21 protein-coding genes are annotated in these 23,187 nt (G+C 67.5%); 11 read left to right on the top strand and 10 right to left on the bottom strand.

Features of this window, described 5'->3' with window-relative positions; translation table 11 throughout:
* Position 1 precedes the first annotated feature (1 nt).
* From ACQPZQ_RS28360 to ACQPZQ_RS28345, 4 genes are read right to left on the bottom strand one after another with little or no spacing between them, the layout of a single operon-like run.
* Positions 2-934: an AAA family ATPase gene (locus ACQPZQ_RS28360; RefSeq protein WP_433285692.1), complete on the bottom strand. Its 933-nt coding sequence runs from the start codon at positions 932-934 to the stop codon at positions 2-4.
* On the bottom strand, positions 931-1,740 hold the full coding sequence (locus tag ACQPZQ_RS28355; protein WP_433285690.1) for a mycofactocin-coupled SDR family oxidoreductase: 810 nt from the start codon (positions 1,738-1,740) through the stop codon (positions 931-933). Before ACQPZQ_RS28355 ends, ACQPZQ_RS28360 begins: the two co-directional genes overlap by 4 nt.
* A 28-nt stretch (positions 1,741-1,768) precedes the next feature.
* Positions 1,769-2,605, bottom strand: a complete 837-nt coding sequence (locus ACQPZQ_RS28350) for a mycofactocin-coupled SDR family oxidoreductase (protein WP_433285688.1) — start codon at positions 2,603-2,605, stop codon at positions 1,769-1,771.
* 41 nt (positions 2,606-2,646) lie between these two features.
* Positions 2,647-3,474, bottom strand: coding sequence for a mycofactocin-coupled SDR family oxidoreductase (locus ACQPZQ_RS28345; RefSeq protein WP_433285686.1), 828 nt, complete (start codon positions 3,472-3,474; stop codon positions 2,647-2,649).
* 151 nt (positions 3,475-3,625) lie between these two features.
* Between ACQPZQ_RS28345 and ACQPZQ_RS28340 the strand changes: the two genes are divergently transcribed.
* Complete coding sequence (locus ACQPZQ_RS28340; protein ID WP_433285684.1) at positions 3,626-4,315, top strand: MerR family DNA-binding transcriptional regulator; 690 nt, start codon at positions 3,626-3,628, stop codon at positions 4,313-4,315.
* Positions 4,316-4,394: 79 nt separating this feature from the next.
* On the opposite strand, the gene ACQPZQ_RS28335 is transcribed toward ACQPZQ_RS28340, so the two are convergent.
* A complete protein-coding gene (locus ACQPZQ_RS28335) occupies positions 4,395-5,075 on the bottom strand; it encodes a TetR/AcrR family transcriptional regulator (protein ID WP_433285682.1) in 681 nt (226 codons plus the stop codon).
* Between the two features lie 775 nt (positions 5,076-5,850).
* On the opposite strand from ACQPZQ_RS28335, the gene ACQPZQ_RS28330 reads away from it, so the two are divergent.
* The 10 genes from ACQPZQ_RS28330 to ACQPZQ_RS28285 all read left to right on the top strand — a co-directional run bounded on the left by ACQPZQ_RS28330 (position 5,851) and on the right by ACQPZQ_RS28285 (position 17,291).
* Positions 5,851-7,365, top strand: a complete 1,515-nt coding sequence (locus ACQPZQ_RS28330) for an APC family permease (RefSeq protein WP_433285680.1) — start codon at positions 5,851-5,853, stop codon at positions 7,363-7,365.
* Positions 7,366-7,416: 51 nt separating this feature from the next.
* Positions 7,417-8,049, top strand: a complete 633-nt coding sequence (locus ACQPZQ_RS28325; RefSeq protein WP_433285678.1) for a GNAT family N-acetyltransferase — start codon at positions 7,417-7,419, stop codon at positions 8,047-8,049.
* A 26-nt stretch (positions 8,050-8,075) separates the two neighbouring features.
* Entirely contained in the window at positions 8,076-8,492 is a 417-nt protein-coding gene (locus ACQPZQ_RS28320; RefSeq protein WP_433285676.1) for an ester cyclase, read from the top strand.
* Positions 8,493-8,662: 170 nt separating this feature from the next.
* Positions 8,663-9,109: a hypothetical protein gene (locus tag ACQPZQ_RS28315; protein WP_433285674.1), complete on the top strand. Its 447-nt coding sequence runs from the start codon at positions 8,663-8,665 to the stop codon at positions 9,107-9,109.
* A 664-nt stretch (positions 9,110-9,773) separates the two neighbouring features.
* Positions 9,774-12,170, top strand: a complete 2,397-nt coding sequence (locus ACQPZQ_RS28310; protein ID WP_433285672.1) for a sensor histidine kinase — start codon at positions 9,774-9,776, stop codon at positions 12,168-12,170.
* Between the two features lie 61 nt (positions 12,171-12,231).
* Positions 12,232-12,657, top strand: a complete 426-nt coding sequence (locus ACQPZQ_RS28305) for a roadblock/LC7 domain-containing protein (RefSeq protein ID WP_433285669.1) — start codon at positions 12,232-12,234, stop codon at positions 12,655-12,657.
* Positions 12,654-13,031, top strand: a complete 378-nt coding sequence (locus tag ACQPZQ_RS28300) for a DUF742 domain-containing protein (RefSeq protein WP_433285667.1) — start codon at positions 12,654-12,656, stop codon at positions 13,029-13,031. The genes ACQPZQ_RS28305 and ACQPZQ_RS28300 overlap by 4 nt, the downstream gene beginning before the upstream one ends.
* Positions 13,012-13,593 (top strand): GTP-binding protein, encoded by a 582-nt coding sequence (locus tag ACQPZQ_RS28295; protein WP_433285665.1) that lies wholly within the window; start codon positions 13,012-13,014, stop codon positions 13,591-13,593. Before ACQPZQ_RS28300 ends, ACQPZQ_RS28295 begins: the two co-directional genes overlap by 20 nt.
* A gap of 518 nt (positions 13,594-14,111) precedes the next feature.
* A complete protein-coding gene (locus ACQPZQ_RS28290) occupies positions 14,112-16,034 on the top strand; it encodes a hypothetical protein (protein WP_433285664.1) in 1,923 nt (640 codons plus the stop codon).
* Positions 16,035-16,220: 186 nt separating this feature from the next.
* Entirely contained in the window at positions 16,221-17,291 is a 1,071-nt protein-coding gene (locus tag ACQPZQ_RS28285) for a carbon-nitrogen hydrolase family protein (protein ID WP_433285662.1), read from the top strand.
* Positions 17,292-17,468: 177 nt separating this feature from the next.
* Here the strand turns inward: ACQPZQ_RS28285 and ACQPZQ_RS28280 are convergent, their stop codons facing one another.
* The 5 genes from ACQPZQ_RS28280 to ACQPZQ_RS28260 form a co-directional block, all read right to left on the bottom strand.
* Positions 17,469-18,500 carry a helix-turn-helix domain-containing protein gene (locus ACQPZQ_RS28280; protein WP_433285660.1) on the bottom strand — a complete coding sequence of 344 codons (1,032 nt, stop codon included), beginning with the start codon at positions 18,498-18,500 and terminating at the stop codon, positions 17,469-17,471.
* 216 nt (positions 18,501-18,716) lie between these two features.
* Entirely contained in the window at positions 18,717-19,268 is a 552-nt protein-coding gene (locus ACQPZQ_RS28275; protein ID WP_433285658.1) for a DUF2165 domain-containing protein, read from the bottom strand.
* Positions 19,265-21,820, bottom strand: a complete 2,556-nt coding sequence (locus ACQPZQ_RS28270) for a Pls/PosA family non-ribosomal peptide synthetase (RefSeq protein ID WP_433285656.1) — start codon at positions 21,818-21,820, stop codon at positions 19,265-19,267. Before ACQPZQ_RS28270 ends, ACQPZQ_RS28275 begins: the two co-directional genes overlap by 4 nt.
* 662 nt (positions 21,821-22,482) lie before the next feature.
* On the bottom strand, positions 22,483-22,692 hold the full coding sequence (locus tag ACQPZQ_RS28265; protein ID WP_433285654.1) for a hypothetical protein: 210 nt from the start codon (positions 22,690-22,692) through the stop codon (positions 22,483-22,485).
* The gene (locus tag ACQPZQ_RS28260) at positions 22,689-23,186 is read right to left on the bottom strand and encodes an acetyl-CoA carboxylase biotin carboxyl carrier protein (RefSeq protein ID WP_433285653.1); all 498 of its coding nucleotides are present in this window, start codon (positions 23,184-23,186) and stop codon (positions 22,689-22,691) included. Before ACQPZQ_RS28260 ends, ACQPZQ_RS28265 begins: the two co-directional genes overlap by 4 nt.
* Position 23,187 lies beyond the last annotated feature (1 nt).

Here is a 23,187-nt window from a genome sequence, read left to right as displayed (position 1 = left end):
TCTACGCGATGGGGACCCGGCGCTGCACGCCGGGGCGCGAGAAAAAATGGTTCTCCCAGATCTCGGTGATCACCTGCTCCGGTGTGGCCTCGCTGGCCTCGTCGACGGCGATCCGCGCCGACAGTGCGAGCAGCGCGGCGTCGAGCACGACACGCGGCCGATCAATCGCATCTGCTGTGCCGTAGCTGCCGAGCGCTGCGAGCTCGACGGCGATCGCGACCAGGTCGATCGCGCCCCGCACGCTGGACCCGCGGCGCAGGTCCGGGTGGGCGCGCGTGGCGCGGGTGAGTGCGACGCCGTCGGCGATGAGCCGGTCGTCGTCGCAGCCCGTGCGCACCGCGACGATGGCCCGCTCGTCGGCCTCGTCCTGGTATCCCACGGCGAGACGGCACCAGCGGTCGTAGACGGAGTCGGAGATCCGGGCCGTGCCGATGTCGTCGAAGGGGTTCATCGACGCGAGCACCCGGAACGTGGGCAGCCCCGTGATCAGCCCCACCCGCGGAACGGTGACCTCGCGCTCTGCCATCGCGGCGAGCAGCACGTTGAGCGTGTCCTCGGGGGCGCGGTTGAGCTCCTCGATGTAGAGGAACCCGCCGCTCTGCATCGCCTCGACGAGCGGGCCCGGCACGAAGTTCTCCGCCGAGTAGTCCTCCCGCAGCACGCGCGCGGGGTTGTGGTGGCCCACGAGACGGGCGGGCGTCAGCTCGGCGTTGCCCTCCACCAGCACGAACGGCACGCCCCACTGACCGGTGATCGCGCGCAGCAGCGTGGACTTCGACGTGCCCGGCGGGCCTTCCAGCAGGATGTCGCGCCCCGCCGTCACCGCGGCCAGCACGAGATCGAGTTCGCGTCGCCTGCCCACCACCCCGCGCGCGATCGCATCGCGTCGCGATCCGTTCGCGCTCGGGGTGGCAGGTGCTGCTGGAGTGGTCACCGCTGGAGGAACCCGGCGTCCACCGGCAGCGAGACGCCCGTGACGTAGCGGGCCTCCTCGGAGGCGAGCCACACGATGGCATTCGAGATGTCCACCGGCTCGACCATCCCCACCGGCAATGCGTTCTGCAGGTTGATCGCGCCGTCATCACTCGACAGCACCTCGGCCATGAAGTCGTTGACGATCATCGGGGTGTTCACCCCCGTCGGGTGCACGGTGTTGACCCGGATGGAATGCGGGGCCAGCTCGTTGGCGAGGGTGCGCATCAGGCCGACGACGCCGTGCTTGGCCGATACGTAGTGGGCAGTGCCCGGCATCCCCTTGACCCCCGCGGTCGAGCTCGTGATCACGATCGAGCCTCCGTTGCCCGCCTCGATCATCGAGGGTACGGCCGCCTTCACGGTCTTCCACACGCCCGTGAGGTTGACCGCGATCATCTCCTCCCACTGGTCCTCGGTCATCGTCCAGGTGTTCTCGGCGAACCCGGCGATGCCGGCGTTGGCGCAGACCACGTCGAGGCGGCCGAACTCGCCGACCCCCTCGTCGACCAGGGCCTGCAGGGCTGCCGAGTCGCGTACGTCCGCCTCGCGCGTCAGGATCCGGCGGTCGAGGTCTTCGACGAGCTTCGCCGTCTGCTCGAGATCCTCCGAGACCGCCATCGGGTAGGGCACGGTGTCGAGCTGGTGGCAGATGTCGAACGCGATGATGTCCGCGCCCTCCTGCGCCAATCGCACGGCGTGCGAGCGGCCCTGCCCACGTGCCGCACCCGAGACGAGAGCGACCTTGCCCTCGAGACGTCCTGCCATGATTCGTGCTCCTCTTCGTCGAGTCTGATCAGCCGGCGTTCCGGGCGTTCATGCCGGCGGCGACCGCGACGGTCTCGCCGGTGATGTAGCGGGCCTCGTCCGAGCACAGGAAGGCCATCGCGTTCGAGATGTCGACGGTCTCGACCCACGGGATCGGAATCGAGTTCAGGCTCTGGAAGGCCGGGGCGGCGTCCTCACGGGAGGGACCTGCCACGTCGGGGACGAACAGCTTGTAGGCCGCCTCGTTCTGGATCATCGTCGTGTCGACGCCGGTGGGGCAGACGGCGTTGACCGTGATGCCGTTCCCGGCGACCTCCTGGGCGAGCGACTTGACGAGCCCGATGACCCCCCACTTCGTGGCGCAGTAGTGGGCGATGTTGGGCGATCCCGTCTTCCCGGCCATCGAGGATGTCGCGACGATCCGGCCGTAGTTCTGTTCGAGCATCGCGGGCAGCACCGCGCGCATGGCGTGGAAGACCCCGGTCAGGTTCGTGTCGATCATCTCCTGCCACTTCCGGTCGTCCATGTCCGCGACAGTGGAGAAGGAGAAGATCCCGGCGTTGGCCAGGAGGAAGTCGATGCGGCCGAGCTCGGTGCGGGTCTGCTCGGCGAACGAGTCGATCTGCCCGCGGTCCCGCACGTCGGCGGTGACCCCGAGGCAGCGGCGGTCGAGATCCTCGACGAGCCGCACGGTCTCCTGCAGGTCGTCAGGCTTCGACATCGGGTACGGCACCGAGTCGAGCTGGGAGGCGATGTCGCAGAACGCGACGTCGGCCCCCTCCCGCGCGAACGTCAGCGCGTGGGACCGCCCCTGTCCGCGTGCGCCTCCGGTGATCAGCACGACCTTGCCGTCGAACTTGCCCATCGCTCCTCCTCGAGTTCGTGGGTACTGCGGGTGGGGACCGGTCAGCGGGCCAGTGCACCCCCGTCGACCGCGAGGCAGTGGCCCGTGACGTGGCGAGCGGAGTCGGAGAGCAGCCACAGCAGCGCCCCGGTGACCTCGGCGGGCGCGATGACCTCGACCAGGAGCTGGTCGTGCAGCCAGCGCTTGTGCACGTCGTCGGGGGTGAGGCCGAGCTCGTCGGCGAGCCCGGCGAGCATCGGTGAGTCGACGGCGCCGGGCAGGATCGCGTTCACGGTGACGCCGTCGTTCGCCAGTTCGATCGCCATCGCCCGCGTGAGCCCGACGACGCCGTGCTTGGCGGCCACGTAGTGCGCGAACTCCGGCACCGCGCGCACCCCGCCCGTCGAGGCGATGTTGACGATGCGGCCCCGCGGCGAGCGCCGCAGCAGCTCCGCGGCGGCCTTCGTGGTGCGCCAGACCCCGGAGAGGTTCGTGTCGACGACCGCTGTCCACTGCTGCTCGGAGAGCTCCCAGAAGGGCGCGCTCGTCAGGACCGCCGCGTTGTTGACCAGCACGTCCAGGCGCCCGAAGGCCTTCTCGACGGCGGCGACGGCCGCGGTGACCTCACCGGGGTCGCGCACGTCTGCCACGAGCGGCACGGCACGGCCGCCGAGCCGCTCGACGTCAGCGACCACCTCGTCGAGCTCGGCCCGAGTGGCGAGCGGATAGCTCGGGACGTCGAGGTCACGGCAGACGTCGAGAGCGGCGATCGTGGCTCCGGCTTCGGCCAGGGCGAGGCAGTGCGAGCGGCCCTGGCCGCGGCCCGCGCCGGTGACGAGCGCGACCTGGCCGGTGAGATCCGGCAACGATGCGGTCCGCGGGTCGCGCACCGGCACCTCCCCCCGAACCGTCCGGAAACGTCCAGAACTGACGACGGATCCGGCGGACGCCGACGTTGACCGTCCGTGGCTGGAGGTGTACCACTCGATCGATCAGCTCCTCAAATCATCTTCGCGCGATTCGGTCGTTTCGGGAGGATCGGTGACGATCGAACGCCGGCTCACCGTGAGCGAGGCGAGTCGCGCGCTGGGGATGAGTCGCACCACGCTTCTTGCGGCAGAGGACGCCGGCCTCCTGACGCCGTTGCGAACGCCGGGGGGTCACCGGCGCTACGACCCGGCCGAGCTGCGGCGCTACGCCGACCGGGCGGGTGCCGGACAGGCCGGATGGGTTGACGCCGCGGTGCCGGAACCACGCCCGCCCGACGAGAGTGGGACGGCCGACATCGCCGCCGCCGTGCGTGCCGCCGTCAGGCCGCTCGTGCAGGTGCTGGACGCCGACACCGCAGGCCTCTACCTCCTGCACGACGGCGAGTTGCGCTTCACCGCCGGGTTCGGCGTGCCGCGCTGGCTGGCCGAACGACTCACATCCGGCCCACCGCCCGCACCCGTGGTGCAGGCGTTCCGGACGCGGCGGCCGTGCCTCTTCGACCCCGCGGCGATCCGGTTCCCCGAGCCACGGGCGGTCGGCCAGGGCCTCACGGTGGCACTCCAGGGCGACGGGAGCGCCGTCGGAGCGATGTTCGTCGTCACCCGGCACGACCTGCTGCCCGGGGAACTGCGCGTCGTCGACGCGTTTCGCGACGTGCTCGCCATGCTGGTGGAGGACCAGCGACGCATCGTCGACCTCGAACACCGGCTCGCCCGGATCGCCGCGATCATCGAGCTCTGATCGTGTGGGGCGATGGCGTCGGGCCAGCGACGACCGGATCGTCGGCCGGCCGGCCGGCGCTGCCGCTTGCCCGTGCCGATCATCGCTCAGGCTCGGGGTTGTGCGCAGCCGCGCCCGCCTCGATCGCCTCGACCTCGATGGCCCCCCGCACGAGGTCGTGCAAGAGCGCCATCTGTGCCGTCAGGCGGTCGAGGTCGTATCCAGCCGTGATCACCGCCCCCCACGTGTAGGAAATCGTGGCGTGGGCGAGGCGCAACGCGGTGGCCGCCGGGTCCGGCACCCCGCGCAGCGTTGCGACGGGCTCGATGACGGTGCAAAGAATCGATGCGGCGAGTTCGACAGCCGCATGGGCGTGAGCGGCGATGCTCGAATCCGGCGGCTGTTGGAGCGTCGTGATCATGATGCGGATGATATTGACATTTGCAATCAACAGCTTCGGTGCCTGTTCGAAATAGCGCCGCAAACGTAATTCCGGCTCCGCTTCGTCCGTGGCGGCATCGGCCATCGCGGCGAAGTGGCGGCGGGTCCCCCGGTCGAGGACCTCCGCGAGGATTCCTGCCTTGTTGCCGAAATGATGGTAGACGGACCCGACCGGAAGTCCGGATTCCTTGCAAATCGCAGAGATCGGCGTGGCGGTGTAGCCGTTTTCTCCCATCAACTCCTCGGCGGCATCCAGGATCAGGTCGCGCGAGGACATCGCCGGCTCCGAATCATGCGGCTCTGCGCTATTGGCACGGAGACGCTCGACCTGTCCTCGCATGGGCCTGACTTTACCCACGTCCGCTCGCCCCGCAATGCGACGAGGGGCGCCGTCGTGCGGGATGGCGCACGTGATCCGTTTCGCTGCCCGACAGTGCCGACGAGACCTTGGCGGAGCCCCCCGCGGCCGGGAAGTCCCGAAACGGCGGCAACCGCCGCCCGCTGAGCGGCACGGGCGTGGCAACGCAGTTCAGCACGCGGCCCGCCTCCTCGCCGGCCTCCGCGACGCCGGTCTGCCGCGCATGTTCCAGGGCCGCGCCGGGGACAGCCGGACGCATGATCGACATTTTTGTTGCGGACCCTTTCCTCGCGAAATGCACCGGATGTACGATCTGAGGCCTTACGCGTCTAATGAGGGAACACCCCATCGCCGAGTCGGAATTCCTGTCGACCGAGGTTGCCAAGCTGGACCATCAAAATGTAGCTTCCCACTAGAGCGAGCGTTCTAGTGGATGGATGAAGGAGGCTTGAGCGGCGGGTGAGAAGGTGATCAGCGGCTCCATCGGTCCAGCCCTCCGATCAAGAACCTCCACCCGGAACCCCTCGTCGAGGTCGGCCGCCCGGGATGGGAACAGCCGCTTCCCTGCGCGATTCACCTGTCGGACGACGAAGGGGATTCTTCCTTTGATGCGCGGCCGCCGAGGCGGGTCTCGCAATCTGCGCCATACCGGCTGGAAAGCCTCTTCCATGTGAAGGTCGCACGCCCGACCGTGCCGTTGCAGAACCAGGGGCCGCATCCGCGACCTCCCCAAGCCTCATACCTCTCGGAGAAGCCGTTGTCCATCATCGGGTCCCGCGGATCTGGTCAGGTCTCGACCGCACTGGCCAAGGACCGCCTCGGGGTCGTTGCCGTCGTGTTCTTCGTGATGTCGGCGTCCGCGCCGCTCACCGTCGTCGCCGGTGTCGTACCTACCGGTATCGCGGTCACCGGCCTGCTCGGTATCTCTGTCGCGTTTCTCGCAGTCGCCGTGGTTCTCGCGGTCTTCTCCGTCGGCTACGTGGCCATGGCTCGGCACATCGCCAACACCGGCGCGTTCTACGCGTTCATCTCCTGCGGCATCGGCCGTCCGGTCGGTGTCGGTGCGTCCTGGGTCGCTCTGGTCGCCTACAACATGTTCCAGTGCGCCTCGTACGGCGGTTTCGGTGCTATCGCTGCTCCACTCCTCGCGGAGCGGCTCGGGCTGCACGTCGAGTGGTGGGTTGTCGCTCTGATCGGCTGGGTGGTCGTCGCGGTGCTCGGCGTCCGTGACATCGCGGTCAGCGGAAGGGTCCTGGCCGCCCTGCTCGCAGCCGAGATCCTTCTCGTCGTCGTGTTCGGCTTCGCCGACATCTTCGTCTCGGGATTCAATGCGTCGTCCGCGCCGCTCAACGTGGGAAGCCTGGTCGGCCCGGGGGCTGGCGCGCTGCTGGTCATGGCCGTCGCGGGCTTCGTCGGTTTCGAACAGTCGGTGGTGTACGCGGAGGAGTCGCGCGACCCGCGCCGGACGGTTCCCCGCGCTACCTACCTCGCCATCGCGCTGATCGCCGTGCTTTACGCGTTCGCATCGTGGGCGATGATCTCCGCGGCCGGCGGCAATGTGCTGGACCGGGCCGTGCAGGAGGGTCCGGATCTGTTCTTCGACGTCGCCTCGGCGCGGGTCGGCGACGTCGCACTCCTGCTGGGCCACGTCCTGTTCCTGACCTCATTGCTTGCTGCGATGATCTCGTTCCACAACATCAGCGCCCGCTACACGTTCTCCCTCGGTCGCGAAAGGGTGCTGCCGCGCCTGTTCGGCCGAACGGTGCCCGGCACCGGCGCACCCAAAAACGGCTCACTCGCCCAGTCCGCGGTCGGCCTGATCGTCATCGCCCTGTACGCGCTGGCCGGGTGGGATCCCCTGATCCAGCTCTTCTTCTGGGGCGGAACCGGCGGCAGCATCGGCGTGCTGCTGCTCATCGCGCTCACCGCGATCGCGATCATCGGCTATTTCGCCCGCAACCCCAACGGTGAAGATGCCTGGCACCGGCTCGGTGCCCCGATCATCGCAACGGTGTTGTTGCTGATCACGGCTTACCTGGCACTGACGAACATCGCAACGCTGTTCGGTGTCGAACCCGGCTCGAAGCCGACCTGGGTCGTCCCGCTGACGTTCGGCGTGGTCGCACTGGCCGGGGTGGGGTGGGCGCTCGTGCTGCGCGCACGCCGTCCGCGGCTCTACTTCGATATCGGGCTCGGGGCGAACGGAGCATCCAAACGGGGTGCTGCCCGTTCTGTCGGCTCCGGCACCGTCGTGACCAAAATCCCGTGGTAACCGAATCCCCCGGGGACCGAGAGCCCGGGTGCCCGACAACGAGGAGCAGACATGAACGTGCGCCCGGCCCACGAGGACGAGTCGATCGACGTCGGCCGCCTCATCTCGTACTCGTTCGACCAGCTCGCCGCCAACGCCTTTCTGACGCCCGATCCGGCACGACGGCGAGACGTCAACGCCGAATACTTCACCCTCCTCACCGAGCACGCCCTCGCCCATGGGAGCGTCGACGTGATCGACGATGCGTACGGGCCGGAACTTGCTGCGGCCGCCGTCTGGTTCGATCGCACTCACGACATACCAGAGATTCCGGACTACGACGCCCGGCTGGCCGCGCTGGCCGGCCCGTTCCTCGATCGTTTCCGAACACTCGACACACTGTTCGACATTCACCACCCGAGCGAGCCGCACTGGCATCTCGCATTCATAGCCGTGCATCCGCAGCGCCAGGGCCGTGGCCTGGGTGGCGAGCTGATGAACCGCACGCACGCGAAACTCGACTCGGGCGGCATCCCCGAGTACCTCGAGGCGACCAACGAGGCGAACATCCGGCTGTACAAGCGGCACGGCTACACGGAGATGAAGCCGTTCGATTTTCCGCTACCGGACGACACCCGCTTCTTTCGCATGTGGCGTCCAGCAGGACGCACCACCGCGAATAGTCGCGGACCAATACATCTTTAACCTGCGACCAGTGAAAGGGATGGACCATGACATCAATACGAGTCACTGCCGAACGATTCTTCGACGCTTGTGACACCGGGAAGGGCTGGAAGGCGTGCGAGCAGTACTGTCACCCGGGCGCAACCTTCTCCGCCCAGGCCGACTACCTGAGCAGTATGGAAACGCTGGAGGCTTACGTCGAGTTCATGAAGGGCCTGTTCGCAGTATTGCCCGATGGCAACCCCGAGGTGCGGTCGCTCGCAGTCGACGAGACGCGCAACAACGTGGCGGTGTTCGGCATCTTCCATGGAACACACACCGGCGAGGGTGGCCCGGTACCGCCGACCGGAAAGACCACAAACGCTGAATACGTCTATGTCATGGACTTCGACGGCGACAAGATCCGACACATGACCAAGATCTGGAACGACGGGATCACCATGCGGCAGCTCGGGTGGACTTAGCATGAGGTGGCAAGAGTCTCGAGTTACCCGTTGACACGCACCTTCTGCGAATCGTGACGGTAGGTGCGGTCGAGGGGGCCGCACCTACCATCGTCATCGGCTCGCGTAGGATGCGGCGCCGCACGTGAGCTTCGCAAATCGCGATGGTTCGCTGTGTGTGGGAGCCGTCAGTGGCAGCCCGCTTGCGGACCTCAATCGAACAGAACGAGCTCACCATCGAACGGCTCGATACGGATATCGGGGCGATCGAGGCATCGATCGCTCGGCGACGCGTCACCCGCGCCGAGCACTTCCGCATGGTCATCGACGGTCGCGCCTACGATGATCGCGGCGAGGCCGGGCAGGCGTTACGGGACCGGCTCGCCGTCCCCGGGGAGATCATCGACCAACCAGCCGCTCCTTCCAGCACTATCGAGGGCGTTGCCGAGCTCGGCGAGCTCACCTTTGACGCCACGATTTGGCACTCAAGGATGTGCGACGGCTACGACTCAGGATCGCCGGGATCCGGGGCTCCTTCGAAGGTGTCAGCGGCTCGCGCACCGAGCTGCTCGAATCCACGCCGACCTCGCTGCCCATCCGCATGGAGAACCGCCTCGAAGCGCTCGAGGGGGACCTGAGGTCGGCCAGGGAGGCGCTGCAGACCTGCCGGGACGAGATCGAAGCGCCCATAAGCAGATCGCGCAGCCATTCGCGTACGGCGACGCCGGACCCTGCCGCTCCCACAAGACGGACCGCCCCCGCGACTCAGACAGGCGGAACGGCTGGCGGAACTACACGAGCTCACCGACCACGTCCGCGAACTCGTCGGCGACGAGCCGCTGTGGCCCGGCCGAAATCTCGTGGATCCGCCTACCTCGCCCGCGCGCATGCCGTACCAGCCGCGAATGAACCACCAGCTGTAACCGGCATTCGATGTCCACCGGTCCCTCCCAGGGAGGTAGCCGTCGAGCCCCACCGCGGGGGCGGGGCGACACCGCTTGCCAGATGTGATCAAATCGCCCATCCGGGTGACCCTGAGCGAAGAGGAACGATGAGCGTGGAACGACGGCGAGGACGCCGCGCTCGGCTCGGCATTGCTGTGGCTCTGACGGCGATCGTCGTCGCCGCGATCGCAGCCCTCGCCACGGCGCCTGCGGCCGCGGCATCTGCCGCCAGGTGCGGCACACCGTCTCAGACCTGCCCCTGGCACCCGGTGACCACGTGATCGCGGGAACGCTGTGCGCGCCACCCGACGCCGCGACCGTGCAGCTTGGGCCCCTACTCTCCTTCAGGAGTTGAACCGTGCACCCACGCAAGGACGAGGACACGGACGTCCGGGCCGATTTCACGTACGAACGGGATCATCCGTCTGCGAAGGCGGTCCGTAAACGGCTGTACTGGGTCGTCGGCATTCCGAGCGTGACGCTGCTGGTGCTGTGGGTCGCGGTGTCGTCCTACTTCGTTGTCGGCGGCGTCTACGTCCGAGCCGTCGCGGCGTCGGTGCGCGAGGTGTCGATCCCCGCCGTCACTGCCCTGGCCGAGCTCCAGAAGGAACGACAGCTCGCCCTGCAGTACCTCGATAATCCGTCGTTGGCGCAATCCGGGCTGGCTGTACAGCAGCAGACGACAGACCAGAAAGTCGAAGCGCTGGAGGCCGCTTTCGCAGCAACAATCTCGAACGCGCCCGACGAGATCGCGAGCCAGGCCAACGCGCTGAGGGGCAAGCTCGAGCAGTTACCGGCGCTGCGCACACAGATTATCGTCCGCAGCATCGACCGGACGCAGGTGAGCGGCTACTACAACGGTGTGTTGGATGCGGCGATGGGCCTGTTCGACACCCAGGCACGCGTCGTGCCGGATACCCAGGCCGCGCTGGGTGGCATCGTCGCCACGTCGGTCTTCCGCGCCGCTGAGATGTTGTCGCGCGAGACGTCGATCGTCTCCGCCGCCTTCGCGACCGGAACGTTCAGCTCCGAGGACTTCGTCCGGTTCAGCCAACTGCCCGGTTTCTACCGCGCGCAGCTGGCTGCGGCCACGCCCTTCCTCTATCCGGAGGGCCACGGCGACTATGAGGCCCTGACCACCAGCGCCGTCTGGCAGCGGCTGCAGAGCGCGGAAGGCGCGCTGGTGACGTATGGGCCGTGGTCTGGACGTGATCGGGAGAGCCCGCCGGTGACCGCGGCCGACTGGCAGACAATGACGGACGAGGTCACCGCGCGCCTGACCGCCATCGCCGTCGATCACGCTGACAGGGTCTCCGCGGCTGCCATCGAGTCCGGCGACTCACAGTTGCTCAACGCGATCGTCGGCAGCATCCTCGCGCTGCTCGCGTCGATCGCCGCGATCGTCGTCGCCGTGCGGGTGTCGCGTTCGCTTGTCGACCGGACGTCGGTGATGGCGCGCCTGGCCCGGCTGCGCGATGACTCGCTCGATCTCGCCCACAACCGGCTGCCCACGATCGTGGCGCGCCTGAAGAACGGCGAACCCGTCGAGCTGACGGATGAGCTCCCCCAGCTCGACCAGGGCCGGGACGAGATCGGGCAGGTCGCCCAGGCGTTCAACGCCGCCCAGGAGGCTGCGGTCAACGCCGCGATGAGCGAGGCCAAGGCGCGTAGTGGTCTGCGCAATGTGTTCCTCGGCATCGCGCACCGCAACCAGATCCTGGTCCACCGGCAGCTGCAGATCATCGGTGGACTGGAGCGCGACGAGGCGAACGAGACCACGCTCGGCGAGCTGTTCAAGCTCGACCACCTTGCCACCCGGGCCCGCCGCACCACGGAGAACTTGATCATCCTCGGTGGCGAGCAGCCGGGTCGACGCTGGCGCAAGCCGATCCCGCTGATGCAGGTGCTGCGCAGCGCCGTGTCGGAGACCAAGGAGTACGCACGGGTCCAGCTCGAACGGGTCCCGGACATCGCGGTGGCTGGGGCGGTGGTGGCCGATGTCGTGCACATGATCGCCGAGTTGGTCGACAACGCGACGTCGTTCTCACCGGACGGCTCACCGGTCACGGTGACCAGCACCCTCGTCGCCCGTGGGGTCGTGGTCGAGGTGTCAGATCAGGGGCTCGGCATGAAAGACGACGCGCGCCGGCGGGCCAACGAGATGATGACCGCCGCGCCCGAGTTCGACGCGATGGCATTGCGGGCCGACTCCTCCCTGGGCTTGTTCGTGGTCGCGCGCCTGGCATCCAGGCTCGGAATCGCCGTCACCTTCGACCCGTCCCGGTTCGGCGGTCTCCGGGCTACCGTGCTCATCCCCGACCAGCATCTGCACATACACCAGGATGCGGAGGAGGCCGCACACGCGACCCGGGCCGACGCCGCACCACGGCAGGAGGCCCCGACGATCATGCAACCCGCACCGGCGAACCTCAGGCCCTGGCCGACCCCAGCTGCCCCCGAGCCCCGGCCGTTCGCGCCTCCGCCACCGACCCCGCCCGCGCCCTCGCCTGCCGTGGACCCCGTCAGCCCCGCTGCGCTGCCTGCCATCGGTGCTCCCGAGCAGGCGCTCCACCGGCGTGACGACCGGCCGCGACTGCCGCAGCGCAAGCCCCAGGAACACCTTGCCGCCGAGCTCAAGGAGGAACCTGACGACGACAGCCAGCAGCAGGTCCCTCGCGGGGATCGCAGCGCACGCACCCTGGCGGCGTTCCACGAGGGCAGCCTCCGGGGCCGCGCGAGCGCCAGCGACTCGTAGAGCTCCGGCGACTCGCAGTCCGCCACGCATCAGGAACCGAGCACACAGGAAGCCAAGGGGTATGAACGCACACCGCAACGTCGGACTCGACCTGAACTGGCTGCTCGACGACGTCGTGAATCGTGTCGTGGGCGCGCAGGGCGCCATCGTGCTGTCAGCTGACGGGCTACTGGTCGGCAGCTCGGCCAGCATGAGCAAGGACGACTCGGACCAGCTGTCCGCGATCGCCTCCAGCCTGGAGAGCCTCGCCAAGGGAGTCAGCCGCCGGTTCTCCCGGGGCCCGGTGGTACAGAACATGATCGAGATGGAGCGTGGCTACCTGTTCGTCCTGGCAGCCGGGCGCGGAGCCTGCCTCGCATTGCTGGCGGACGAGACCGTGAACGTCGCGGACATCGGATACGAGATGAACCGCCTGGTCAAGCAGGTGGGTGACTATCTCGCGGCCGCACCGCGCAACCGTGCGCAGTTCCCTTCGGACCTCACGTGAACGGTGATGGCCGCGGCGGCTGGTACGACGAGTCCGCAGGCCCTCTGGTCCGGCCGTACGCGATCACGAACGGTCGAACCTCGAGCGGCACCGCGCCACTCGACCTGTCAACCCAGGTGATGGCCCTGCGATCCGGGCAGGAGCCGACCGGCGTGAGCCCCGAGCACCTCGAGGTCATGCGGCTCAGCCGCACCCCGATGTCCATCGCCGAGATCGCGGCTCACCTGCAACTCCCGCTCGGGGTCGTCCGTGTGATTGTCGGCGATCTGATCGGGCGGGGCCTGGTCATCACGCGTTCCCCTTCCCAACGTCCGGCGGACCGACCGGACCTCGAAACGCTCCAGGCGGTTTACGATGCCCTCCTCAAGCTCTAATGGTGTGGACTTCCTTCCCACCCCGGTCAAAATCATCATCGCCGGCGGGTTCGGGACAGGGAAGACCACCATGGTCGGCTCGGTCAGCGATATCCCGCCGCTGACCACCGAGGAGGTGCTCACCGAGGCCGGCGCGGGCATCGACGACCTGACCGGCGTCGATCGGAAGCGCACGACGACGGTCGCGCTCGACTTCGGTCGGATCACGATCTCGCACCGGCACGTGCTGTATCTGTTCGGCACCCCGGGCCAGGAGCGCTTCTGGTTCATGTGGAACGACCTGGCGCGCGGCGCGATCGGGACCGTCGTGCTCGTCGACACCCGGCGCTTGGAGACCAGTTTCGCTGCGATCGACTTCTTCGAGCGGCGGGGAATCCCGTTCATCGTTACGGCGAACTGCTTCGACGGCGCCCCGCGCTACACCGTGGAGGAGATCCGCGCGGCGCTGTCCATCCCGGACGGGGTGCCCGTCATGCTGGGCGACGCCCGCAACCGCGACTCCAGCAAACTCGCCCTGGTCCGCCTCGTGAAGCACGCGATGGCCACGGTCTCCCGGGCATGATCCACATCAGCTCTGTCGCCGAACGGGGACACGCCGATACGATCGGCCGATGATCGGTCACTCCCAGTGGTTGCCTGGTCGTCCGAGAGACTGGTCCGAACGACACCCGGGGCCGCGCCTGCTAGTGGACTGCTGGGTACGGGGTACGGGGCCCGCCCGATTGTTCGCCGTAGCCGGCCAGCCGGGCTGGCCGGTGCACCACCTCCGGGATACTCACCGGCTCTTCGGGGCGCCTCCTGCGACGACCCAGGAGTCTCCAGGAGACCACCGCCAAGGACCAGCCACCCGCAATGGCCACGCAGAAGGGGCACACGACTCGTAATCGTAAGTCGCTCGCGTATGTCCCTGTCAAGGTTTTCGGTGCCGCCAGTCGAACTTCAGCGTAGAGGGGCCTCGTTGTGAGCACCGTTTCACCGGCAACCAGATCTGAGACCACACTTCCCCGACCCTCCGGCGTTCGTGGCCCCGTCACTCGTCGCCGCCTCATCCGCGCCGGCTTCGTCATCACGCTTGTTGCGGTGGCGGGGCTGCTGGCTTTCCTGTTCGGCGGGTCGGCCGCCGTGCGCGCTGCCGGTCTTTCGTTCATCTTTCCCGGCGCCGGAATCTTCTACAGTTTGCCGCCATTCCCCGGATGGTCGTGGGACCTCGTCTGGTGGCTGACGCAGATCCCGGCAGGTCTGTTGGTGGTCTACGCCAGCCTGCAATGGGGGCTGCGGCGGATTCTTGCGCGCGGTGACTACCTCGCTCTTCCGGCGATCCTCGCTTCCTCTGCTGTCGTGGCGGCGATACTCGCCGCTGTCCACGCCGGCCACGCCGGCCACACCGGTCACGCGATGCAGACCTGGACATCAGTGGTTGCGGTGGTGCTCGCCGCCGGCATACCGGTGGCACTGACGGGACGCGAATGGGGGCGCGCCCGGGCCGCTCGCGCCCGTGGCGACGAACGTGCGGCCGTTCTGGCCTCGGCGGCTGCGGCTGGGGCCCCGCCGGGGCCTTCCGGCGACACCCACACCCAGCCAGTGCCACTTCCCGCCACGCCCTGGGCGCTCGAGCGGCCCGACGCACACACATTGGCCGACGAACAGGATCGGCTGCGCGTGGCCGCCTGGGCGGAAACGCTGGCGCTGCAGCCACCCGGTTCGTGGAACGGCTTCGGAGGCTTCGCCGACGAGTACCTGCTTCCCGCGATGAGATACCGCATCTGGGCACTGGCGGTCAGTTTGTCCTTCCTGCACTACAGTCACACCCCGGCATACGCGGGGTATCGACAGGAAGCCATCAAATCGCTGATCATCCGCTACACCGACCGACAGGTGTGGCAGTACTGGATGAAAGAGAACCGATGGGGAATGCTCAGCAATAACCCGGACCCCATCGGCACACCGAAGAACATCATGTTCACCGGTTACCTGCTGCTCGCGCTGTCGATGTACGCGCGCGCCACCGGCGACAATGAGACGTTCAACCAGCCAGGCGCCCTGAAGTTCCAGTGGAGCCCCGACACCGAATTCTCCTACAGCCACGCCGACATCGCGCAGCGGGTGGCGGCGAACTTCGAACAGTCGGACATGTGTTTGTGGGACTGCGAACCGGGACTCACCTTCCCGTTCTGCAACTCGGTGGCCCTGGCAGGTCTGCAGATGTGGGACAGCCTGATGGGATCGGGGCGTGCACGTACCATCGCGCCAGTGTTTCTCCGGCGCTTGCGCGAGGAGTTCACCGCCCCGGACGGGGACATCATCACGCTGCAGGCCAGCCGGTTCGGCATGTCTGCCCGAGCCGCCCGCGGGCTGACCAACACCGCCCAGATCGCCGCCCTGCTCAGCCCGTTCGATACCGGTCTGGAATGGCGGACCTGGCAACTACTGGTCGCTGAAGAGCTGGAATCCGGCCGCTACCGGCGGCCCGGACCGGGTAGTCCCACGCCCACTGATGCCGACTGGGGTACCGGCGAAGGCAACAAGGCCAACGCGCTGGCCTGGATGATGTTCCTGGCCCGGCAGCGGGGTGAGGACGGCTGGTATCGATCGCTGCGTGAGGCCGCAGGCGAGTTCGAGACGCCGGAAGCCCTGCAGCCTTTCGGGGTGTCCGTGCACGCCACCGGCGTGCTGGGGCTGGGCATGGTGGGACGGGAAGACGCCTGGGGCGCCATGGTGGCCGGCCCGGCCCAGCCCAGTGTCAGTGGACCGCGGCTTGCCGAAGCACCCCACCCCGACGTGGCGGTTGCCACTGCTGTCAGCAGGGGCAAAGCCCACGACACCGTGCTGTACCCCGGCCGCGCGTCCGGGCGCTACAGCCTGGGATTCGACAGGCTCACCCCGGGTGGCCGCTACATCGTCTCTGGAGCCGTCAATCCGAGCGTGACGGCGAACGTGAGTGGGCGCGCCACTGTCGAGGTCGATCTCACCGGGCGCACTCTCCTGCGACTTCGACCCGTCTGACCCATCCCCCCAGACCACCGGAACCGTCCCAGGCTCTTCTCCAGGCCTGGGCGGTTCCGCGTGTGGTCGGCGTCGGGACTCGTGCACTCGACGACAAGATCCCGTGCACTCGCACACCTGGCCGGCGCCGGTCCACGGCTAGCGTCTCGCAGTGCCCTTTCGGGACGAAGAGAGCGAGCGGGGTCGATGACCACCACTTTCGTTGCAGCCGCCGTTCAGGCCGAACCGGTGTGGCTCGATGCGGATGCGAGCATCGATAAAGCCATCGCGCTGATCAGTGAGGCCGCCGCCGTCGGCGCGTCGCTCGTCGCGTTTCCCGAGGTGTGGATTCCGGGTTACCCCGCTTGGATATGGATCGGCAACCCGTTGTGGGGTGCGCAGTTCATTCGGGCGTACCACGAGAACTCCATCGTCGTGGGAGACGCTCGGTTCGAGCGTCTCCGAAAGGCCGCCGCGGATAACTCGATCAGCGTCGTCATCGGTGCGAGCGAACGCGCGGGTGGTTCCATCTACATGGGACAGTTCCTGTTCGATCGTGACGGGCAGGTGATCGCGACCCGCCGCAAGCTCAAGCCGACCGGCGCGGAACGTGCGGTCTTCGGCGAGGGCGACGGGTCCGATCTCGTCGTCCGCGACGTACCGGGCATCGGCCGGCTCGGCGCGCTCAACTGCTGGGAGCACCTCCAGCCGCTCGTCAAGTACGCGATGTACGGCATGGACGAGCAGGTCCACGTGGCCGGCTGGCCGAACCTCGCCGAACCGGAGTTGGTGTACGCGCTCAGCCACGAGGCCAACCTGCGGGCGAGTCAGATCTACGCCCTGGAGGGTGGCTGTTTCGTGGTGGCCTCGACGACCATGCTCGGTGAGCAAGGGCTCGACCTGTTCGCCCAGGGCGACCCCGAGAAGATCAAGCTGCTGTGCGGGGGCAGCCGGGGATACGCCCAGATCTTCGCCCCCGACGGCCGCCCGATCGGCCGGACACTGAGTCCCGAGCACGAGGGCCTGGCGCTCGCCGAGATCGATCTCGGCATGCTGCCCTTGGCGAAGTCACTGCTCGACCCCGCAGGGCACTACCAGCGCGCCGACGTGCTGCAGCTGCGCCTCAACACCTCACCCCGGCGCCCGGTCGTCCCCATGAACGAGATCCCTCAGCCAGCGGTCGACCGCCCCGCGGACGAGGAGCGGTCCGACGACGGTGCCCGACCCGGCACCGCCGACCTGGCGAACCACTACTCCGGCACCCAGAGCCTGGGGTAACCGACGGGAGGTTGACCATGCATACACCCCAGGCAACCACCGAACGAGCAGAGAGATCAGCGCGAAAGGCGTGCCCGAAATGCGGGGAAGGCGTCATATGGATGAACACCCTGCATACATGGATCCACAAGCATACAGGCCTAGAAGTATGTGCCAGGTGACGGGTTGGTGGGATCCTCACGGTTTCCGGTCATGATAAGCGGGCGTCGGTTTCGGCGGCCTTGTGGTCGAAGTATGCAGCTTCCCGCTAGTGGCCCTTGCTCGCCATTCACGCGGATTTGTCCCGTAGGCGCGCGTGAACACCTTGCTGAAGTGGGCGGCGTCGGTGAACCCGCAGTGTCGGGCCACAGCCTCGATCGTCAGGTGTGCGGCGTGGGGGCGGTGCAGCTCACGGGCCGCTGCCTGCAGGCGGAGGCGGCGCAGCGCCCCACCGAACGTGGTGCCGGCCTCGGCGTAGAGCTTGTGCAGGTACCGGACGGAGATGTTGTGCGCTGCCGCCACGCTACGTGGCCCGAGATCGGGATCGGCGAGTTGCTCCTCAACGAAACGTTGGATACGCGCTCGCAGCATTTCCCGGACCGCCGACGGGCCGCTCGTGTTACCAGCAGCACGAGCACGGCGCTCGATGATGGCCGCACTGAAAAGCTCGACCACGGCGTCGGCGAGCTCGTACTCGCCCGGACCCGTGTAGTTCTCCGCGTCGGTGGCCAGGCTGGTGAGCAGTGGCACCAGGAGTCGCCCGATCCCGGTACCCGCAGGAATCACGTTCGCCCGCGCATCGTCGAGCAGTGCCTCGGGTGAGGCGAGCAAGGCACGCGGGATCCTCACCAACGACTGGCGAAACGGGCCTTCGTAGAACAGCGAGTACGGCCGTGTCGTCTGGTAACAGACGATGTCCCCCGGGTTCAGCAGCGCCTCGCGTCCGTCCTGCACCAGCAGACACGACCCGCTCCGTTGCACGTCGACGATCACGTAGTCGCCGGAGGCGTCCTCGGCGAGCCGCCTGTCGCGCACCACCCGGCCCGCGCCGGCCCGCAAGTCGCACACCCGCAGGTCCCCGACGTCGTGGCTGCGCATCGTCGCGCTCGACAAGCTCCCGTCGCCACCGGCCACGATCTCCACCGGAACGAACGACGCCGCAGCGGCCGACCGCCAGACGTCCAGCCGATCCTCGGCAGGTATCTGCCGGAGATCCAGCGAGAGTTGCATCGTGGCTCCGAATGCACAGGGGTCTGAGCAGGGGCGGCGGGCAGTCGATCTTACTTACGGACTCCGTCCGGATGCGAGGTGCCAGCCGGAACAGAAGAAGGCGCTGCCGGCGCGATCAGGTCCCGGCTACAACGATCGCAGCTCCCTGCGAAGGATCGGTCGCCCTTCGTGCCCACGACGAGCGCTCGATGCGAGTTCCGCAGGTCCTCCGGAGCGTCAGCCCCCGGCCTCCCAGTGCCGGGACGGCAGCTGCACCAGCACCAGCGCGAACGCGGCGAGGATCGTGTTCTGCAGGGCGGGCTGCAACCCGTTCCATTCCGTGGACTCCCACATCGCGAACCACTCGCCGCCGACGGCGATGAACCCACCCGCGAACAGCACGACGATCATGAGCAGGCCGAAGGTCGCGATCCGTCGCGCGCGTTCGAAGCTGCTGCCGCGGCGGAACGCGAGCCCCCACAAGACCACGGCGTACACCAGAACGGCTGTCGTCAGCGCTTCCCAGATGATCACGCAGACGTACACCGCGTCCTGCAGCGCCGGGTTCGTGATCGCCCGCCACGTGACGTGGGGATCGTGGAACGTCGTGTCCATTGCGAGAACGTGCTGGACGAACTCGCGGTTCGTGCCGAAGTCGGTGATATTGCCGAACACGACCAGCAGCATGTACAGGGCGAGCACCGACGTCATCACGGTGGCCGCCACGGGCAGGGTGCCGAGCCCTGACAGCGGTGGCCACCGCGATGAGCGGCGCGGAACGTTGTTCACCAGCGGGCGTCACCCAGCTTCACGAGGGGCCGGGTGCGGTCGTCGATGAGGGCCGTGGCCGGGTTGCCCGCCCACCGGGCGTGGGGTGGGACTTCCTCGCCCTTCATGAGGAACGAACTGGTCTCGAGCACCGAGTCGTCGGCCATCGTCACGCCGTAGTGGACGAACGCACCGACCGCGAGCGTGCACCGGGCCCCGAGCGTGATGTGGTCGGACTTGAAGGTGCCGTCCTCCTGGGAGTGGCACTGGAGGGTGGTCGAAGCGTTGAGCGTGCAGTCGTCGCCGATATGAGCGAGCGTCCGCTCCGTCAGCATGGCCCCGTCGTCGAAGACCCGCCGTCCGATCTTCACGCCGAGCAGCCGCCAGGCCAGGTTCTTGAACGGGGTGCCGTTCAGGATCAGGAGATAGGCCTGTGCCGGGATCTTCCAGTACCGCTCGTGGCGCCAGAACGCGCGGTCGTGGATCGAGCAGTACAACGGCTCCAGGTCCTGGAAGCGCTTGACGAGCCGCTCGGCCAGCGTCCAGTACACGATGCTGAACAGGACGGAGGCGACGCTCGCCAGCGCGATCGCAATGTTGTCCCACCCGTAGTAGAGCACCGCAGCGAACGAGTCGAGCATCAGGACCCCGAAGAAGAAGGCCCAGCGTGACAGCAGGTACAGCGCCATCGTGACGAGGTTGTGCCTGTTCTTGGCTTTGAGACGGCGGCGCAGTTCGACCCGGGTGATGTCGTGCAGTCGGGTGTCGCGCTCCACCGATCGCGGGATCTCGAAGCTGGGCGCCCCCAGCAGCCCGGTCCCTTCCCGGACCTTGCCACCGACGGGGACCATGACCTTCGTCGCGAGAAGGCAGTTGTCGCCTGCGGTGCTCTGCGCAGGGTAGGCGATCTGGTTCCCGAGGAAACTGTGCCCGCCGATCGTCGCCCGGGACAGCTTGAAGGACGTGCTCGAGAAGTCGGCATTGATGATCGAAAGCCCGTCGGCGACCATCGTTCCGCTGCCGATCGTGGTCAGATACGGGTTCTCGTGCCGCACGTCCGTGCCGAAGTTCGAGCCACTCTGCACCACGGTGGAAAGGTCGTACCCGACCCACTGCAGGTAGTTGACGATGTAGGAGCTGTCGCCGAAGAGCCACACCAGGAACCGGATGTTGGTCATGCGCGCGATCGCCTTGTGGATTCCGTAGTGGAAGCCGTACAGCGGGTACACCGTGTCGGGCTTGATCGCGCGGTTCAGCAGACGGGGGACGGTGCCGACGAAGAGCAGGCCGACCACGACGTACGCGGCGAAGAGCACCGCGGAGATCAGCAGCACGTTCTCGTAGAACGCCCAGGTGGTGAACGCGAGGGGTCCCGGGTTCACGAGTTCGTTGAGCTGCGGGATCCCGACGAGCAGCAACACCAGGCCGCCGACCAGCACCGGCACGACCAGTACGAGCACGGTCAGCAGTTGCGTGATGCCGAACATCGTGGCCCGCAGGGCGGCTCCCGGGGCCGCGTCGACCACGCGGTAGTCCACCTCGGCGCGCTGCGCGGGCGACCCGTGCCAGCTCTCGCCCGCGGGCACGGCCTGCCTGCGGTGCAGGGAGGAGGCATGACCGAGCTGGGACCCGTCGCCCATCGAGGTGTCGATGTCGATCACGGTCATCTCGCCGACGAACACGTCCTTCCCGAGGGTGACCGGGCCCGTCTGGATCATCCCGTCGTGGGCCCGGTAGCAGGAGATGAAGGAGTCCTTGCGGATGACCGTGCCCGCGCCGATGGTGAGCAGGTCGGTGCACACCGGGAAGTTCCGGGAGAAGATCGCGACGCCGGGGCCGATCTTCGCGCCGAGAGCCCTCAGATAGAAGTTGAGGATCGGCGACGCCGTGCTCGACCGCGCTCGGCCGCCGATCAGCAGGAGCAGCGGGTTCGACCGCACCAGCGTCTTGACGATCCAGAAGCGGACGTAGGCGAGGCTCCAGACGCGGAACTCCTGTGGCTTCCACCGTCCGATGAGCACCCACTTCGCCACGATCGGAAGGACGCACAGAGCGACCACGCTCACGTCGCCGAAGATGATCGACCGCAGGTAGACATCGCCCACACCGGAGCCTGCGGAGATCCAGTCGTAGCCGAAGTTCGCGATGTATCCGGCGAGGTAGGAGTAGGCGAGGAAGATCAGCAGCTGCAACGCTCCGCAGAGGACGTACTGCCGGGAGTTCGCTCGCGGCGGGGCAGGTGCAGGCGTCGACTCCTCGGCCGGCGCCTGCCGCGGTGCCGGCACCGCGGCTCGGGCGGGAGCCGGAGCGGGGGCAGGCGCGGGAACGGCGTCTCTGAACGCCGTGGCGAGGCTTCTGACCGTGGGGTGCCGGTAGATGTCCTTCATGGACACCGCCGGCAGATCAGGTCGTTTCCTGATCCGGGCACAGAACCGGGCCATCACCATCGAGTCGGCGCCCAGGTCGTCGAAGAAGTTGCTGTCGACGGGCACCTGCTCGATGTGTGCGATGTCGGCCAGAAGTTCGGCGAACTTCCGTTCGGTGTCGAACGCCGGCCGCGGCGAAATAGTCATCAGGGGTGCTGTGACTGCCGCCCAATCCTGAGTCGAGTCTCCCACGGACGTGAGCTCCTTAAATCAAGGCTGTAATCCATGGCGCGTTACGGGCGCGGGAGAGGTCCGCGCCGAACTGCATGGCGGTGCGTCCGCGCACCGATGTAAAGCAGTGCGCAGCTGGAAAACTGGCCTGTCATGATGCGGGGTGGCCAGCGGACGAGTGAAGGTGGGAAAGAAGGCCGGTTGGCCGTCCGTACTGTGATCGTGCGGCACTGAACTCGGGGGCCGACGATGTGTGAACTCAGTGCATGCCGCGCCGATCAGGCCGACGACAGGGTGAGATCAGTGGGGCATCCGTGGTGGATTACCAGCAGATCTCGCGTCGTGGCCGTGGTGGACGGGATGCATGTACGCATGGCGGTGGTCGGTGCCGGGGATCAGATGTGCATGCAAACAACGCTCCACCACGATAAGTTGAAGTGCCAAGTGTCGGTTCCGTCTCTGGCTCCGGCTCGTTATGTCGCGGGCGAAGCCTAGCTCGCCCATTGGCAATGCGCCACAAGGCCGGGTGAATTGTCGGAATTTGAATATACGTCCAGTTGCACATCAAGTGTGGGGACGTTTACCGACGAATCTGCCAGGGTGACCGCGCGCCGAGGCGGGCGGCGCGTAAACCGATACTACGGTGCGAAACCGTGAATACGGAGCGCTTCGGTGAAGTCTGGTGCGAGATTGTCACGATCGGCGGGAATGCCCTGGTTGATCTCGCTGCCGTGCTCCAGATCGATCACAGCGGGTGATCGTGGTCCGCCAACCTCTGTTGAACGGACGGCAACCGAGCGCGGCAGATGATCGAGCGTCCTGCCCGTGGAGAGATGGAACACGTTCATCGCAGCGCAGGCTCGACGCGGTACATCACCTGGCCGAACTCCACGAGCTGAGCATCCTGCACACAGACCTCGACGACCGTGCCGCGCACGCCGGCCGACACGGCGTGAAAGGTCTTCATCACCTCGACGAGCGCGACGGTGGTGTCCTCCTCGACCAGCGCGCCGACCGTCACGAACGGTGGCTTCCCCGGCTCGGACTGCGCGTAGAAGATCCCCATGGTCGGGGCGGTGATCTCCACCGCGCCGGCTGTGGGCGCGACCACTGGAGCCACCGCGTCGAGGGGCGTCGGCGCGGGCGCGGCAGGGAGCACCTGTGGCGCTGGCGTCGTGACGGGCGCGGCGGGGGCGCTGCCGACCGACGGCGGCTCACCCTTGCCGATCGTGACCTTCATGTCGCCGACCTGTAGCTCCAGATAGTCGAACGACGAGCCGTCCAGCGTCTCGACCAACCGGACGACCTGCTCGACGTCCGAGTCGCTCAGAGAATCGGTCATG

The organism is Pseudonocardia sp. CA-142604, from assembly GCF_050948475.1.
GTDB classification, from domain to species: Bacteria; Actinomycetota; Actinomycetes; order Mycobacteriales; family Pseudonocardiaceae; genus Pseudonocardia; species Pseudonocardia alaniniphila.
Note: the sequence above shows the minus strand (reverse complement) of the source record. Positions and strands in the feature narration are given on the sequence as shown.

What these genes read in the sequence shown, in the direction of transcription:
- ACQPZQ_RS28285 (WP_433285662.1), top strand. Translation starts at nt 16,221, where the DNA reads ATGACCACCACTTTCGTTGCAGCCGCCGTTCAGGCCGAACCGGTGTGG.
- ACQPZQ_RS28320 (WP_433285676.1), top strand. Translation starts at nt 8,076, where the DNA reads ATGACATCAATACGAGTCACTGCCGAACGATTCTTCGACGCTTGTGAC.
- ACQPZQ_RS28295 (WP_433285665.1), top strand. Translation starts at nt 13,012, where the DNA reads ATGCCCTCCTCAAGCTCTAATGGTGTGGACTTCCTTCCCACCCCGGTC.
- ACQPZQ_RS28355 (WP_433285690.1), bottom strand. Translation starts at nt 1,740, where the DNA reads ATGGCAGGACGTCTCGAGGGCAAGGTCGCTCTCGTCTCGGGTGCGGCA.
- ACQPZQ_RS28325 (WP_433285678.1), top strand. Translation starts at nt 7,417, where the DNA reads ATGAACGTGCGCCCGGCCCACGAGGACGAGTCGATCGACGTCGGCCGC.
- ACQPZQ_RS28280 (WP_433285660.1), bottom strand. Translation starts at nt 18,500, where the DNA reads ATGCAACTCTCGCTGGATCTCCGGCAGATACCTGCCGAGGATCGGCTG.
- ACQPZQ_RS28335 (WP_433285682.1), bottom strand. Translation starts at nt 5,075, where the DNA reads ATGCGAGGACAGGTCGAGCGTCTCCGTGCCAATAGCGCAGAGCCGCAT.
- ACQPZQ_RS28270 (WP_433285656.1), bottom strand. Translation starts at nt 21,820, where the DNA reads ATGACTATTTCGCCGCGGCCGGCGTTCGACACCGAACGGAAGTTCGCC.
- ACQPZQ_RS28305 (WP_433285669.1), top strand. Translation starts at nt 12,232, where the DNA reads ATGAACGCACACCGCAACGTCGGACTCGACCTGAACTGGCTGCTCGAC.
- ACQPZQ_RS28260 (WP_433285653.1), bottom strand. Translation starts at nt 23,186, where the DNA reads ATGACCGATTCTCTGAGCGACTCGGACGTCGAGCAGGTCGTCCGGTTG.
- ACQPZQ_RS28265 (WP_433285654.1), bottom strand. Translation starts at nt 22,692, where the DNA reads ATGAACGTGTTCCATCTCTCCACGGGCAGGACGCTCGATCATCTGCCG.
- ACQPZQ_RS28350 (WP_433285688.1), bottom strand. Translation starts at nt 2,605, where the DNA reads ATGGGCAAGTTCGACGGCAAGGTCGTGCTGATCACCGGAGGCGCACGC.